Raw genomic sequence first — 14,170 nt, 5'->3', positions numbered from 1 at the left:
ACCATTCTCAAGAACAGGCAAGATGCCTGTTCCACAACAGATGAATTTTATTGTGGAACAGGCCGAAAAGCCTGTTCATAAAAAAGTAATGGAGAATGGTGCAATATCTCAGTTGGAACTGAGATGTTTCACCATTCTCAAGAACAGGCAAGATGCCTGTTCCACAAAGAATAAGTTTTCTTGTGGGGAGTCGCAGAATTTCCATAGCCAGCCGACTTGCTAAATCAGTTAAAAGCCAGACGCAAAAAGTCGAGGGCGGACTTGGCAAATATGGAAGTTGTTTGGGACATATTAGAAAACCATCAGCACGAAAGTTGAGCGGAAAACTAACCTTCTTGCTGTGCAATGAGCGTTAAACCCTTGATGGATCTAGGAGAGAATAGCAAGCCCGTGACGAGATTTGAACTCGTGACTTCCTCCTTACCAAGGAGGTACTCTACCACTGAGTTACACGGGCATAAAAAATTAAGAACCTCCAATTAAAAAATTAATTTTTAATTCTTAAATTTTAACTTTTTATTAAATTGAGGTGGGCCGAGCTAGATTTGAACTAGCGTAGGCGTAGCCAGCGGATTTACAGTCCGCCCCCATTAACCGCTCGGGCATCGACCCATTTCCATCACAGTTATATATCCTAGCACCAGAATCTTTATTTGCAACATTACATTTAAAACTCTAATCATTAAGTTGAGAACACATAAGTGAGTTAGCGGCAGACGGGAAAATTGAACACTGTTTAAGGTGCAATACGCTTGGGCCCGAGCCCGATCCCCCCTAGCCCCCCTTCTTAAGGGGGGGACAAGAACTTACTCTTGCGTCCCCCAACAACCAGGGGGAGTAGGGGGTATGCGAGGGGGATCTCGCCCGGAATAAACAGTTTTAACCCAAGCGTATTGGTTTAAGGTGTGCATTCCTAAGTCTAGGCTGGGTGCCCGCCCGCAGCAGGGCTGTTTCATTCTCTTGTAGGGGCAGCAAAGAGTGGCTGCCCCCATGTCCCAAACGCCTGTGAACTCGTCTGTGGGGGGGTAGGCACGGGGAGTAGGGGTAGCACTACCCCTACAAAAGCCTGATTTTCCTGAGAATGAAACAGCACTGCCGCCCGGAGCACCCTAAGTCTAGACTAAGAGGTTGATTAACATTAAGACTTTTTCTCACATTTGCTAACAATCAGTTACATTTGCCTTCTGGTCTTCATGTCATATAGAATGAATTTAGCCACTCAGATGTAGGTGAAAAACCTTGGTAGTACGCAACCGCTATATAAATAAGTTGCCTCTACATTATCAAAGCAAATAATCAGATTGGCGTGGGGCTGTAAGCGATAACCAAGCTGAAGGCAAGAATATAAGTGCTTGTAGAAATTTCTACGGGCATCGGTTGATACGCCTTGGTTGAGATCTGATCTCAACTTATGTATTTGTTAGCAAATGTTAGCAAAAAAGTATCGGAAATCCCTAACTCACTAATTCCCCGGTTTCTTGCAGGGAGTGCAGCCGGCGGTAAATGCCTTGTTGACTCAAGAGTTCGTCGTGACTGCCAACTTCGACGATTCTACCGCCGTCGAGTACGACGATCGCATCGGCTTCGCGAATTGTACTCAGTCTGTGGGCAATAATTATGGTGGTGCGCGTACCGAGAATATTTCGCATGGCTATCTGGATCGATCGCTCCGACTCATAGTCCAAACTAGAAGTAGCCTCATCAAAAATTAACACATCCGGCTCCACCAACAGCGCCCTGGCAATCCCCAATCGCTGCCGCTGACCGCCGGACAAGCGCATTCCTCGCTCCCCGACCACGGTATAATAACCTTGGGGCAACAGCCGCACAAAATCGTCTACTTTGGCAATGCGACAAGCATCCTCAACTTGCTCGAAAGTTGCATTTCTGTTTCCGTATGTCAAATTTTCCAGCAAAGTACCGTTAAAAACGTCTACTTCTTGGTGGACAATGGCTAAACGCTGGCGGTAGCGAGTCACGTCTAAGCTGCAAATGTCTTCGCCGTCGATCAGAATGCGGCCGGAGTTTGGTTCAAAGTAGCGAAACAGAAGTTTAACTAAAGTCGATTTCCCGGAACCCGATCGCCCGACTAATGCTACAGTGTGACGGGGATAAATCAATAAATTCACATCTTGCAAAACGGGTTTTTGACTGTCGTACCCGAATGTCAAACCGCTGATCTCAACTTTGCCGGTAAATTTATAAGGTGGCTGTGCCGATCGAGCATTTTCTGCTAAATTAACCACATCAACACCGTCTGGCGTTTGCATAAACTCGTGGAACCGGATCATTGAAGAATAACGCCGCGCCAATAATTCGGCGATAATGCTAATCGGACGCAGTTGGGAATATGCCATGCTTGCCAACGTGTAAAGGGTAACAAAATATCCGAGGGAAATTTTGCCTGCAACCGTTTCTGCTAGGCTAAAACCGAGAACTGAAAACAAACACAACTGGACGATCGTCTGCTGGTATGTCCCCAGGGTGACGTATCCTTTGTGAATGCGGTGGATCACGACTTTTAATTCGCGATCGAGTCTGGTGGTTTGCCTTTTGAGTTCATCGCTTTCTGTCGCAAAAGCTTTGACTGTTTTGATGTTGGTGATAATTTCCGAGTTGCGGCTTTCGGTATCTTCGATGTATTCATCGAGAATTTCTTCCCGCGCAGTCACCTGTTGCAGGCCTTTGAGGGTGAAACTGAGGATAAATAGGAATGAAACCACAATTAATAAGCCAATCCGCCACTCAATTAAGCAGATAACGGCAAAAATGCCGATTAAGCGGACGACTTCGGGGATGAAGTCGCCGGCAATTTCTGGGTAAGTCCAAGTATGGTTGGCGATGCCTTTGGCGATGCGGCTGGCAATCCGTCCGGCGTTGTTTTCGTCGTAGAATTCTAGGGGTAAGGTGAGGATTTTGCCGATCGCACTTCTCATTCGATCGCGCCTTGCCCTCAATGGTATCACCCAGTGGAACCAACTTCCCACCCAAGGCTGTACCGGTGCTTTGGCGACTGTTACCAGAAAAATTATGCCCAGCAAGACGGATAGCGATAATATTTTGTTGGGTGACTGCTGGGTAACAGAGGCGATCGCTATTATGAGTTTTTGCGTTACTGTATCTGTAGCTTTACCCGACAATACGTTTAATATTTGACCGATCGCATAAGGAACAAGCAAATCGGCTAGTGCCAAAACGCTGGATGCGCCTATGCTGTAAACTGAGATTTTCCAGTAGCGACTGTAGTATTGGAAAATGTCCTGAAAGCTTGCCATAAATTTGTGTTGAGATACAACCCTTGCAAACACTTGCATTTAAAACTGCGCTCTCGGCGCGCCGTGTTTACAAGTGTACTACAAAAGTAGTCGATCGGGGAGTCAATCGATTTTAGATTTTAGATTTTAGATTTTAGATTGACTTGCGCGAGATAAAGGCGGGGGCTTGAGGATTTTAGATTTTAGATTTTGGATTGATTCCACGGATAAATCACGTGGCGGGTACCACCTTTGAAATTCTTGGTCATCTTGGATCATGCTAGCGACTCGCCCGATCGGGTGATTTATGGCAATCATTCGATCATCAGCAATCGATCCGCATTCCTGGGCAATCAATTCAAGACTAAGGGCAAAAAAATGCAAAAGACAGAATTTTTCTTAAATTCTGCCTTCTGAGCAATGCCTTACAGCATATTCGGTGGTTTATGAAGTACAGTAGAAACCTTAATTGTGTGCTGTTAATCCTCCGGGTGCGTCGCTACGAGATATTGGATATAACTTACAGATTGACGGGTGGCGACGCACCTTACACGGGCCATCAGATTATGTGTACCACATATACATGGAATATGCTGTATAAGTTTTACCTTTGAGTAGTCTGTTAGCTGAAGGTGTAGGCTGATTGCAGCGCCCACCAGATCAAGAAGCCGATTCCGCCGGCAATGACAATCGCCGAAATGGCGATCGCTATAGGACTGTCAGCTCCCTTGAACTTCATGATTCCGCGATTTAAATCTGACATGACAGTGTTCTCCCACAATTCCAGCTTGATTGTAGCTTTGCCGTGGGCCGATGGCGGTCAATTTTCACGGCAATTACTGATTTGGTTAATGATATGGCTGCTGAAATTGCAGGTGGGGAGTGGGTTTGGGGGGGGTTTACTGGGTTTGTGAAAAAAACTTACTAAAAAGACTTGACAAATTTAGAGAATTGAGACAATATTGTTAATACCGCAGGAAATGCGGGTGTAGCTCAGTGGTAGAGCGTCACCTTGCCAAGGTGAATGTCGCGCGTTCGAATCGCGTCACCCGCTTTAGAAGATAAACAAAATCAAGAAAACCGGAAAGTAGATCAAGAAAGTTTTCGGTATACTCCTAATGATGGTTGAAAATACCTAAGTTAGTGGTAAGATTGAATGCAGAACTTGCAAGTCAAAATTGCCGATCGGGCGAGATCTCGGAACAGGCAGTTGAAAGCCTCGCTAGGGCGGAATTGACAAGTTTGATTAAGTGGATATGTTAATGATTATTTTTGTAAAAACGCTTTTTTTATCCGATCGCTAGTGCCATCTCAAAAAGCTCCAAAGATTGACTTAAACGATGAGTACCCCTGTCCTTGCCGACGGCGGGGTCGTCTAGTTCCCATAACGTTGACAGAAGCCTTTGGCTGCAACCGCTGTCAACAAATATTTGTATTGGACGAAAGTGGAGACGTGATCGAGCAACTATCAACGAACTATCCTTACAAGCAGGCTTGGCGGTGGACGGGCCACCAGTGGAACAGAGCGCATCCGGGTTTGAAGGCCCATTACTTGCCACTGGCTTTGGGTATGATATTGGTGCCGCTAGTGATTTGGTTGCCCTTGGCGCTACACTCGCCGGGCCCAAATATTATTCTGTGGGCAATGGTCGCGGTGCTGCTAGCAATGCTGCCGGCGCTGATGGTATGGCTCGCTTACAGGCGTTAGCTAGATGATAATAGAGGATTTTACCCATTCATCAGATGCCGCAAATGTCGCGCGTCGCGCTTATCAAGCTTCTTTGGAGTTGGCGACGACAAAGAGTGCCGATCGCGCCGCAGCTTTGCAGGCGATGGCGGGCTCGCTGAAACGGCGGCAAAATGATATTTTAGAAGCAAATACTCTGGATCTAGAAGCGAGTCGGGACATGGCGATTCCCGAGTTGATTGTGGAGTGGCTGAAGCTGACGCCGGAACGGATCAAGACAACTGTGCAAATTCTGCAACGGTTGGGGGAAATGCCAGATCCGATCGGTAGGGTGATCAATGCTTCTTATCAGGTCGATCGGTGTCAGGTTTACTGTCAGTCGCTACCACTGGGGGCGATCGCTCTAATTTACGAGGCTTTTCCAGAGTTGGGGGCGATCGCCGCGGGTTTGTCTCTCAAAAGCGCTAACAGTTTGATTCTTAAAGGCGGCAGCGAAAGCTGGCAAACTAATGCTGTAATTGGGGAAGCTTTGGTTTCGGCGATCGATGAGGTAGGTTTGCCATCGGGATGTTTGCAGATACTGCCGCCGGATCGGGGCGCTTCGATCCGAGAATTGGTCACTCAAGACCAATATCTCAATTTAATTATTCCCTACGGTAGACCAAGTTTGGTGCAGCAGGTGGTTAGGCTGTGTACAGCACCAGTTTTGAGGTCGGCAATGGGAAATTGTTACCTTTATTGGTCGCCGACTGGTAGTTTGGAGATGGCAAGGTGGATGATTTTGGATAGCCATCAAAGCGTGCCCGATCCTGTTAATGCGATCGAGAAAGTGCTGATCGATCGCAACCAAAAGCCTTCTTCCTTAGTCAGGCTGTGGAACAGTTTAAAAGAAAAAGGCTTTCAAATTAGCGGCGATGCGGATCTTGTTGCAGATTTCCCAGAGTTGAAGCTGGCGGAACAATACGAGTGGACTCAACCGTATTTAAACAAAACCATAGCGTTTAAAGTTGTCGATAGTTTAGAGATTGCGATCGGCTGGATCAACCGCTACAGCAGTGGTCACGCTGACTGCATTGCCACTGAATCTTACTTAGAAAGTCGCCAATTTGCTCTGGATGTTAACAGCGCCTCAACTTTTATTAATGCCTCACCTCGGTTTTGGCGCTATCAAAATCGGGGAGATGCGATATTTTTGGGAATGTCCAACCAAAAAGGTTATCGCCGGGGATTGATCGGGTTAGATACGCTGACGACAATTAAAGAAATTGTTCAGGGAAACGGACTTTTTTAATTTTATAGGTTATTTAGAATTGGTTATTGGGATTAAACCAAAGTGAAAAGTGGGAGACTATTATCGATGCGTAAGCCTTTAATAGTTGTTCCAAAAATCTTTTTATAGGATACAATAATATCTTGGTAGAACAATCAGGCCGCCTCGATCTAAAGCAATTTGATCGCAAGCTCCCGGATAGCTGCAGTGGAGACAGATAAAATCTCCGCCTCCTGACAACAATAAGCCGCCGGATTTATGTGTGGGTTCAATCTAAAATCGGGTACGGAATCTAATTAAATTTAGAAACTTATTAAGTCACCTCAAAATCCTCTTAGCGATCACATGAAATCCGAAAAATCAGTCAATACTCTAGACAAGACGGCAACGCCGACTTTAGGCAAAGAAACGCTAATTCACCACTCGGTATATGTTAAAAAATTGCGTCCGCTGCTGCCATCAGAGGCCTTTGAAGCGAATTCCAGCAAGTTAGGGATACTTCTGATAAATATCGGGATATTATTGTTAGGATGGGGAATTGCTGATAATCTCGATCGCTGGCCTGTCTACCTTTTATGGCTTTACTTACCTTTAGCCGTCATGATGGGTAATAGTATCATAGTTTTGCTATTTAGCTCCCACGATTTGATGCACGGCAGCGTTCAGAAAAAGTCTCGCCTGACTTATCCGATCGCCTTTTTGGGACTAAGTATGCTGTTTATGCCACCTACACAGTGGAAATCCCTGCACAACCTCGTACATCACAATAACACGAATTCTGTGGCAGATCCCGATCGCAACTATCTGTACCAGCAACCAGATACTTGGGGAAAATGGATTCAAAATCTGTTTGTACCCTCGGTGGAAGTCAATCCGGTGTGGTTAATTGTAGGGATGGCCGGTTCGTGGTTAGTGCATAATTTCCGCAATCTCACCTCGGTGCTCTTATTTAACGATAAATCTGTTGATTACGTACCGGCTGCCTTTACAGTTAGTCCTAAAGATAGATTGACAATCGCATTTGAATGTCTGGGAATTTTAGGCATTCATGCGAGCATTTTATTCTACCTAAATTTTCATCCGCTCAAAATCGCTCTTGCGTACTTTTTGCCGATCGCAATTGGTCATGCAGGGGCAATGTTTTACATCTATACCAATCATATGGGTTGCCGGATGACCGCCATTAATGACCCGCTGATCAACAGTGCTTCTGTGCGGGTTCCTAAAATATTTGACCTGCTGCACTTGAATTTCTCTTACCACACAGAGCATCATATTTTCCCCAGCATCAACTCAAACTATTATCCGATGGTGCAAGAGTTATTGCAAATTCACTATCCCGCTCGCATGAATTTAATCAATGCTGGCGACGCTTGGCGGTTGCTGGTGGAAACACCCCGGCATTATCAAGATGAAGTTACCTTCACTGATTCCTCTGGAACAATGTCTGTAAATTACTCGATCGCTGAAGACTACAAAAGCTGAGAATTCGCATGGCAGCCACATCTTGAACCATGCTTAAGAACAGGCTTTCCGGCCTGTTCCACAAACAATGAATTTTCTTTTGGGGAGTAGGGGTTGGGTGTCTCGCCAACCCCAAAAATACACTCCTACATACTGATGCTATTGAGTACCAACGAAGGCTTAAGAGCAATGTAAGGAATTACTCGTTTTTGATTGTTAGCATCAATTTTTTGTTCTGCCATATTCAAATTTTGCTGGAACTGTCTGGCCAAAAGTTCGATCGGGGTTCCCGCAAAAACTTCGTCGAAACTCATGCGGTAGAGTTCTCGGAAAGATTTATCGTAAAAACCTAAACGGTCATATCGATAAGCTGACAAAATAAACATAATTTTCAGTTGTTCAGCCGCTCGCTTGTACGGAGGAAGCAACCGTAAAATGTCCTTTTCCGTAATCACTTCGAGAGTCCCAGAAGCATTAATTTTGGGAATGTCCCGGTATGCTGCCAAGGGCATATTGGCGGCAAAACTCATGTATTCATACTGTGGAAAATTGACTGCTGAATGCTGCGGGCCGCAGGTAAAAATTATGGTTGTGACAATTTTAATTAATTGTTCAACTGTGTCGATTTTGCTGGGCATTCCTTTGACTTTACCGCCCTCATTCGAGGCTAATTCTTGGGCCCAAGTTTGCAGTTCCACGTCTTGGACGAGTGCATCATTTGTCGGGTAAAAGTGTTTGAGATAGCCGGAGACAAAGGTTTCGATCGCATTCCACAGCAGTAATCCATCATCTCGGTAAGGATAGTGAGGCAGTTGATTTGGATCGTCCATGCCCCGATTTTTCAGTTCGGTTGGGAAGGCAAATTGATCCAGACTCCAGTTACTGCAAGCCTCTCTAGCTATTTCCATTGTCTCTGGCAAGCTACCGCTTAGCAAGTCATCGACTGGCCCGCCCGGAGCGATCAAATAAGAACGCGCCAGCTCGTTGTTGACCAGCATAAACCGAAAGTGCGGTTTCAGCAGCAGGCTAAGGGGGTGATTTTTAGCCAACTGTCGGGCGGTGACGATCGCGATTGGTTCCATCACCAGATGAGTTCGACCTAAATGCGAACTCATTTCGTGGTGATTGGCATCTGCTACTTGCACGCAGAGTTTCGCAAACAGCCAATCCACAGGAGGATCGAACGGGGTGTAAAGATGGCTATTTGGGGTCGGATCTAGTTGAATGGCGATCGGCACCAGTTCACCGCGATCGCGGATTCCCGTCCACCGCCAAGCGAAAAAAGCTCGCGGTTTTGGCAAGAATTTTCTGCCTTTTTCATAGCTGCCGCCTCCAATTTTTGAAGGCGCGCGATAGTGTTGGTCGCTACCCGTATAATCGGCAATGTAAATGTTTTTTTGTTGCAACTCTTGGCCCAGATCGAATAATGGGTGAAAGCTGGAAATTTGTGCCAGTGTTTGCGCCCGAGGATCGCCGGCATCTAACAAACGAAGCACCATCGGATTTGCTCCAGACAGGCGCTGTTCTGCAAAAGAGCGATCGGTTTGGTAGATTTTGGCAACAGCAGGTAGCGGCAGCAGAGTAAAGAAATCTTCATAGTCTTGGAGGTCGTCGAGAGGATCGAGAAAACTTCTCGAATCGGCTGCCAGCATATTTCCGGGAAGTTCCGATGTTGCTAGTATCCGCTCTCCAATATACTTGCTCGAAAAGTTCTCGACTGGCGGCACATCTTTCAATAATGCCAAAGGCGATAAAGCGTCATTGTCAAACTGATAAGCTTGTTGCTGACGCTTCAAGGAATCTTTGCGCTGTTCTTGGTTCTGGTCGTCTTGAGGAAGAGAAGGTTTCATATTGTCTACCATTGTATAAATCAACTCTCTTTTTGTAGTAAAAGCTCGGAGATCATCACTACCGATCGAGGATGGAATTTAAAAAGTATTGTGCAGGCTCACGCTTGATATAGCTCTTATTCAGCGAGCAATAATCGTATTCCGGACTTTTTTAAACTCAGAAAAATTCCTCAAAAGAAGGCAAAACTTCTCGATCGCCCTAAATCAACGTAGAAAAGTTTCATTCTCAGGATAAGTAGCTCGCGCTCAAGAACCCCGACTTCTTTGAGATGTCGGGGTTTGGGGTGTTCGGTTTTTTGAGCTGGGTCTGCTGATTAGCGGTTAGGCACGAACCATTAAATATTGACCGTTGCCGTTATATTCGCCGTCACAACTCGCGAAATTAGCCACAAACCAAATTAAGTAAAACCGCCAGATGCGGCGAAATTTGGCATAGTCGATGCCGTAGTCGAAATCTTTGACTATGGCCTGATAATCGTCAAAGTTTTTCAGCCAGTTAGCAAAGGTTGTGGAGTAATTGTATCCGTTGAGATACCAGTTTTTTATGGTTTTGAGGTCTTTCTTGTGGCTGGCAACTGTATCGTATTTCCAGTAACGGCCGTGGGGGAAAATGTATTTGTGGGTGAAAACGCTGGAGATATTGTTGGGAGTGCGAACTGTGATGATGTGAATGAAAACTTTGCCGTTATCCTTCAGGGAAGATGCCAGCTTTTGGAAAGCTTTCGTTAAATTGCCTACATGCTCAAAAACTCCGATGGAGAGAATTTTGTCAAATTTTGTCTCGAAGTTGGCGTCGTTCAAATCGCCTTCATATAGGGTAAATCGACCTGAACTAAGGTAGCTTTCGGGGTATTGCATCTTCTGACGCATATACTCGCATTGGTGGTGGCTGAGGTTAATGTCAGTAAACTGGACATTGGGGAATTTGGAAAGAAGGTAATTGGGAACACAACCCCAACCGCAGCCAAAGTCTAAAATATTGTCGCCATCCTGAATTTCTAGCTTTTCAATCACATCATCAATCATCTGCATTTGCGATTGTTCAAGGTTGGCGGCTCCTTTTTCCCACAATCCCATGCTGTATTTAGGATAAATGAGTTTCCCGTCGCCTAACATCGGATTCAGCATGGCTTGAGGCAAGTCGTACTGAATCTTCATTAAATCCCGCGGCCCTTCGGCTGTATGGTCTGTTTCTGTTAGTACCCATTCGTAGGGTGCAAGCAGGGACGGGAAATGCTTAAAAAAAACCGGCATACAGGTATCAAAAAGCGATCGCAATACTGAATCTGCGACTTCTAAGCCGTTGATATAAGACTCTGCTACTGCCATTTGCACCGCGTTAACTGCACTGACTGCGAGGCGGGTTGCTCCGTAGGCGATCGGACTTTTGGTATGCACATCTCCTACGATGGGAATGTGTTTTTCGATGTTTTGTAGGGCTGTTGATGAAGTCATGGTTATACTCGTTTTAAAGATGCTGCTATTCTATCTCACGAAAATTGGCTAGTTGTTAGAGAGCAAAAAAGCTGAAACTATTGCCAAGTAAGGTTTGCACAGCAAAACTCCGAAAAATCCTAAAAATATATGGCGGTTGAAGGGGATTTGATAACGGATTTATAGGGTTTGGGCGATATAAATTTTATTAAGAATTATGTCAGTCTATTTTAGATTTTAGATTTTAGATTTTAGATTAACTCCAGAGCTTGAATTGGGGTATTTTTACGCTGAGATTAAAATTTTAGTGTTCAGTTATACCATTTTAGATATTAGAATTGAAAATGAATGATGAGCTAAGAGTTGGACTCTTGCCTAGAGTTGCATTCTTTTTTTAAACTGGTGTCAATCGATTTTAGATTTTAGATTTTAGATTTTAGAGGCGACCCCACGGATAAATGCGGGGGCAATAAGTGATTTTCTATTTTCGATTTGGGATTGATTCCACGGATAAATCACGTGGCGGGTACCACATGAAGAAATTCGTGGTCAGTTGGGCGCTTGAGCTGACGAAACGAGAAGCAAATGCCGATCGCGACTTATAGTTAAGGAATCAGGGATACAGAAAAAATGCCCAGAAACCGGGTTTGCATACAGGTTAGCTGCAATAACAGATGTCCGCGAGATTCCTCGCTAATTAGCTAGACGCGCCACATATGCCACAGATTCACTATCTGCCGGACGATCGCACGATCGAGATAGACGACGACGATATAATTCTCGAAGCTTCCCTGCGTGCCGGCATTCCCCACACCCACATCTGCGGCGGTAGCGCCCGGTGTTCGACTTGCCGGGTATTGATTGTCGAAGGTTTGGAATTTTGCTCTCCGCGCACTTCGCCGGAAGAGGAACTTGCCCAAAAATTGCGTTTAGAACCGGAAATTAGACTGGCTTGTCAGACACAGGTTGCGGGCGGCAAGGTGATTTTGCGCCGATTGGCGATCGATTCTGAAGACTTGGAATCATTTAACGACGAAATGGCGGGAAAGTTGATTTCTACTCCTGTCGGGCAAGAGAAGAAAATTGCAATTTTGTTTGCCGATATTCGCGGGTTTACTGCGTTTGCAGAATCGCTGTTGCCCTACGATGTAATTTATGTTTTAAATCGCTATTTCCAAAAAATGGGTTATGCGATCAACCGCAATGGCGGGATGATTAATAATTACATGGGAGATGGTTTTATGGCACTGTTTGGGTTGGAAAATCCCGACAAGGCGGCGGAACAAGCAGTGAGGGCTGGGGTGGAGATGCTGGAGGAACTAGAGAAACTCAATCCCTATTTTGAGACTTTATACCGTCACCGATTGCGGATTGGGATTGGCATTCACTGCGGCTGGGTGGTTGTGGGGAATTTGGGGGCGTCGAAGAGTCAGACAGTTACGGCGATAGGAGATGCGGTGAATTTGGCCAGCCGGATCGAGGCTGCTAACAAGCAAGTAGGAACAAGTTTACTGATTTCCGAGGAGACTTATCAGGAAGTTAAGGAATTGGCGATCGTCGATCGGTGCGTATCCGTGCCAATTCCGGGGAAAAGTGGCGAATATCCGCTGTATGAAGTAGTCGGGATGCCGCCGCTGCCCGTGGAAACCGAAGAAGTTTCTGAGGTAAGGGAAGGTTCTATTTGGCAAAGTTTTGTCAATAAGTTACTGGCTTTGTATGCTGCGGTGTACAATTGGATTAGGAAAATTTGGATTCAAATTAGAAAACTATAGCTCAACTTTTTTGAGTTTTGTTATTCCATCGATAACATGAATATTCCTCAGTCAATAGTTCGCATTTTTCTCATGCTCCCCAACGGTCAGATTGGGGCTCAACTGCGAGATAATATCCCAGGTATTGCCAGTCAAGGAATGCTTTCTACTTTTGGTGGTGGCGTGGACATAGGAGAAAGTCCACAGGAGGCAGCAGTGCGAGAAATGGAGGAAGAAACTTGCCTCACAACCAATTTTTACCAAATGGACTTTATCACAACTTTTACTCACCAAAAGACTCAAAATGATAGAAAAGTTTTACAAAAAAACCACCTTTTTTTGGCGAGAGTTAGCGATTGTGATAAAATAGAAATCCAAGAAGGTGTGGGTTTGGTAGTTTTGAGAAAAGATGTAGATTTTGAAAAAGTCAACGCCGGGGAAGGTACTCACATGGCTTGGAAATTGTTGCAGGAATATTTAAAATAAAAACTCCCACACTACGTTTTCCCCGCGAGGGGACTGAAACTTTAATAGAGAACTTCTTTACTATGTTGTCAAATACGAACTCAGAGTACGAATCATTACTACAACGAGCGATCGCGATCGCAGCCAAAGCTCATGATGGGCAGGTTGATAAGGCAGGCAATCCCTATCTCGATCATCCGCTATTTGTGATGGAAAATGTAACTTCTATAGAGCAGAAAATCGTTGCGGTTTTACACGATGCGGTCGAAGATTCTGAACTTACACTTGAGCAACTTAGAAGCGAAGGTTTTCCTGAAGTTATCGTCTCGGCGATCGAGGCGATTACCAAAATAGAAGGAGAAGCTTATCCAGCTTATTTAGAACGTGTTATTGCCAACCCGATCGCATTGGCAGTCAAAATCGCTGATGTTACTCATAATCTTGATATTCGTCGCATCGCCAATCCCACAGAGGCAGATTTTCAACGCCTTGCCAAATACAAAAAAGTCCTCCATCAGTTGCGTGCAGCTTTAAAGTAATTATTTTTTATTACAGCCTCTTCGGTGGTTCATGAAGTACACTATAAATATAGTGTGTGGTGTTAATCTGTAGGGTGCGTCGCTGCGAAATATTGGTCGATAAAACTTACAGATTGACGGGTGGCGACGCACCTTACACGGGCTAGAAGATTGTGTGTACCACATCTACATGGAATATGCTGTAAATAAACTGAAAATAGGTAAATTCAGCCTAATTAATTTCAGTTCAAATACGCTAAGCTGTTGCGCGTTTAAATTGCATATTCGGGACGGGCTCGCGTGCCCATCCCACAATAATTTGAGTGATTTTTGACACACAATTTAAATGGAGAACAGCTTAAGAGACATAAATTTAACCGCAGATATCCGCGTGGCACAGGCTAAGCTGTTGCGCGTTTAAATTGCATATTCGGGACGGGCTCGCGTGCCCATCCCACAATAATTTGAGTGATTTTT

General features: G+C 45.1%; 11 protein-coding genes and 3 tRNA genes. 8 read left to right on the top strand and 6 right to left on the bottom strand.

Annotation, left to right across the window (positions count from 1 at the left end; all coding sequences use genetic code 11):
- Positions 1-22 precede the first annotated feature (22 nt).
- Positions 23-223: a hypothetical protein gene (locus QUA00_RS08155; protein WP_333409289.1), complete on the top strand. Its 201-nt coding sequence runs from the start codon at positions 23-25 to the stop codon at positions 221-223.
- 162 nt (positions 224-385) lie between these two features.
- On the opposite strand, the gene QUA00_RS08150 is transcribed toward QUA00_RS08155, so the two are convergent.
- The 4 genes from QUA00_RS08150 to QUA00_RS08135 form a co-directional block, all read right to left on the bottom strand.
- Positions 386-457 (bottom strand) — tRNA-Thr (locus QUA00_RS08150).
- A 73-nt stretch (positions 458-530) separates the two neighbouring features.
- Positions 531-612: transfer RNA gene (locus QUA00_RS08145), tRNA-Tyr, on the bottom strand.
- 842 nt (positions 613-1,454) lie between these two features.
- Positions 1,455-3,275 carry an ABC transporter ATP-binding protein gene (locus QUA00_RS08140; protein ID WP_333409288.1) on the bottom strand — a complete coding sequence of 607 codons (1,821 nt, stop codon included), beginning with the start codon at positions 3,273-3,275 and terminating at the stop codon, positions 1,455-1,457.
- Between the two features lie 601 nt (positions 3,276-3,876).
- On the bottom strand, positions 3,877-4,017 hold the full coding sequence (locus QUA00_RS08135) for a hypothetical protein (protein WP_172188980.1): 141 nt from the start codon (positions 4,015-4,017) through the stop codon (positions 3,877-3,879).
- 219 nt (positions 4,018-4,236) lie between these two features.
- Between QUA00_RS08135 and QUA00_RS08130 the strand changes: the two genes are divergently transcribed.
- From QUA00_RS08130 to QUA00_RS08115, 4 genes are all read left to right on the top strand, one after another.
- A tRNA-Gly gene (locus QUA00_RS08130) sits at positions 4,237-4,308 on the top strand.
- A gap of 249 nt (positions 4,309-4,557) precedes the next feature.
- The gene (locus QUA00_RS08125; RefSeq protein WP_333056560.1) at positions 4,558-4,962 is read left to right on the top strand and encodes a hypothetical protein; all 405 of its coding nucleotides are present in this window, start codon (positions 4,558-4,560) and stop codon (positions 4,960-4,962) included.
- 4 nt (positions 4,963-4,966) lie between these two features.
- Positions 4,967-6,232, top strand: coding sequence for a glutamate-5-semialdehyde dehydrogenase (locus tag QUA00_RS08120; RefSeq protein WP_333409287.1), 1,266 nt, complete (start codon positions 4,967-4,969; stop codon positions 6,230-6,232).
- A 324-nt stretch (positions 6,233-6,556) separates the two neighbouring features.
- A complete protein-coding gene (locus QUA00_RS08115) occupies positions 6,557-7,696 on the top strand; it encodes a fatty acid desaturase (RefSeq protein WP_333141109.1) in 1,140 nt (379 codons plus the stop codon).
- Between the two features lie 125 nt (positions 7,697-7,821).
- Here the strand turns inward: QUA00_RS08115 and QUA00_RS08110 are convergent, their stop codons facing one another.
- Positions 7,822-9,525, bottom strand: a complete 1,704-nt coding sequence (locus QUA00_RS08110; protein WP_333141107.1) for a lipoxygenase family protein — start codon at positions 9,523-9,525, stop codon at positions 7,822-7,824.
- Between the two features lie 321 nt (positions 9,526-9,846).
- Complete coding sequence (locus QUA00_RS08105; RefSeq protein WP_333409286.1) at positions 9,847-10,980, bottom strand: class I SAM-dependent methyltransferase; 1,134 nt, start codon at positions 10,978-10,980, stop codon at positions 9,847-9,849.
- 695 nt (positions 10,981-11,675) lie between these two features.
- Here QUA00_RS08105 and QUA00_RS08100 point away from each other — a divergent pair.
- The 3 genes from QUA00_RS08100 to QUA00_RS08090 all read left to right on the top strand — a co-directional run bounded on the left by QUA00_RS08100 (position 11,676) and on the right by QUA00_RS08090 (position 13,714).
- Positions 11,676-12,731 carry an adenylate/guanylate cyclase domain-containing protein gene (locus QUA00_RS08100; protein WP_333141103.1) on the top strand — a complete coding sequence of 352 codons (1,056 nt, stop codon included), beginning with the start codon at positions 11,676-11,678 and terminating at the stop codon, positions 12,729-12,731.
- A gap of 36 nt (positions 12,732-12,767) precedes the next feature.
- Positions 12,768-13,196: an NUDIX domain-containing protein gene (locus QUA00_RS08095; protein ID WP_333141101.1), complete on the top strand. Its 429-nt coding sequence runs from the start codon at positions 12,768-12,770 to the stop codon at positions 13,194-13,196.
- Between the two features lie 62 nt (positions 13,197-13,258).
- Positions 13,259-13,714: an HD domain-containing protein gene (locus QUA00_RS08090; protein WP_333141099.1), complete on the top strand. Its 456-nt coding sequence runs from the start codon at positions 13,259-13,261 to the stop codon at positions 13,712-13,714.
- Positions 13,715-14,170: the final 456 nt, after the last annotated feature.

It is taken from the genome of Microcoleus sp. T2B6 (assembly GCF_036700475.1).
Classification (GTDB): domain Bacteria; phylum Cyanobacteriota; class Cyanobacteriia; order Cyanobacteriales; family Microcoleaceae; genus Microcoleus.
The sequence above is the reverse complement of the archived record's forward strand: the minus strand, read 5'-3'. Positions and strand labels throughout refer to the sequence as shown.

What these genes read in the sequence shown, in the direction of transcription:
- QUA00_RS08115 (WP_333141109.1), top strand. Translation starts at nt 6,557, where the DNA reads ATGAAATCCGAAAAATCAGTCAATACTCTAGACAAGACGGCAACGCCG.
- QUA00_RS08105 (WP_333409286.1), bottom strand. Translation starts at nt 10,980, where the DNA reads ATGACTTCATCAACAGCCCTACAAAACATCGAAAAACACATTCCCATC.
- QUA00_RS08090 (WP_333141099.1), top strand. Translation starts at nt 13,259, where the DNA reads ATGTTGTCAAATACGAACTCAGAGTACGAATCATTACTACAACGAGCG.
- QUA00_RS08100 (WP_333141103.1), top strand. Translation starts at nt 11,676, where the DNA reads ATGCCACAGATTCACTATCTGCCGGACGATCGCACGATCGAGATAGAC.
- QUA00_RS08095 (WP_333141101.1), top strand. Translation starts at nt 12,768, where the DNA reads ATGAATATTCCTCAGTCAATAGTTCGCATTTTTCTCATGCTCCCCAAC.
- QUA00_RS08110 (WP_333141107.1), bottom strand. Translation starts at nt 9,525, where the DNA reads ATGAAACCTTCTCTTCCTCAAGACGACCAGAACCAAGAACAGCGCAAA.
- QUA00_RS08140 (WP_333409288.1), bottom strand. Translation starts at nt 3,275, where the DNA reads ATGGCAAGCTTTCAGGACATTTTCCAATACTACAGTCGCTACTGGAAA.
- QUA00_RS08155 (WP_333409289.1), top strand. Translation starts at nt 23, where the DNA reads ATGCCTGTTCCACAACAGATGAATTTTATTGTGGAACAGGCCGAAAAG.
- QUA00_RS08120 (WP_333409287.1), top strand. Translation starts at nt 4,967, where the DNA reads ATGATAATAGAGGATTTTACCCATTCATCAGATGCCGCAAATGTCGCG.
- QUA00_RS08135 (WP_172188980.1), bottom strand. Translation starts at nt 4,017, where the DNA reads ATGTCAGATTTAAATCGCGGAATCATGAAGTTCAAGGGAGCTGACAGT.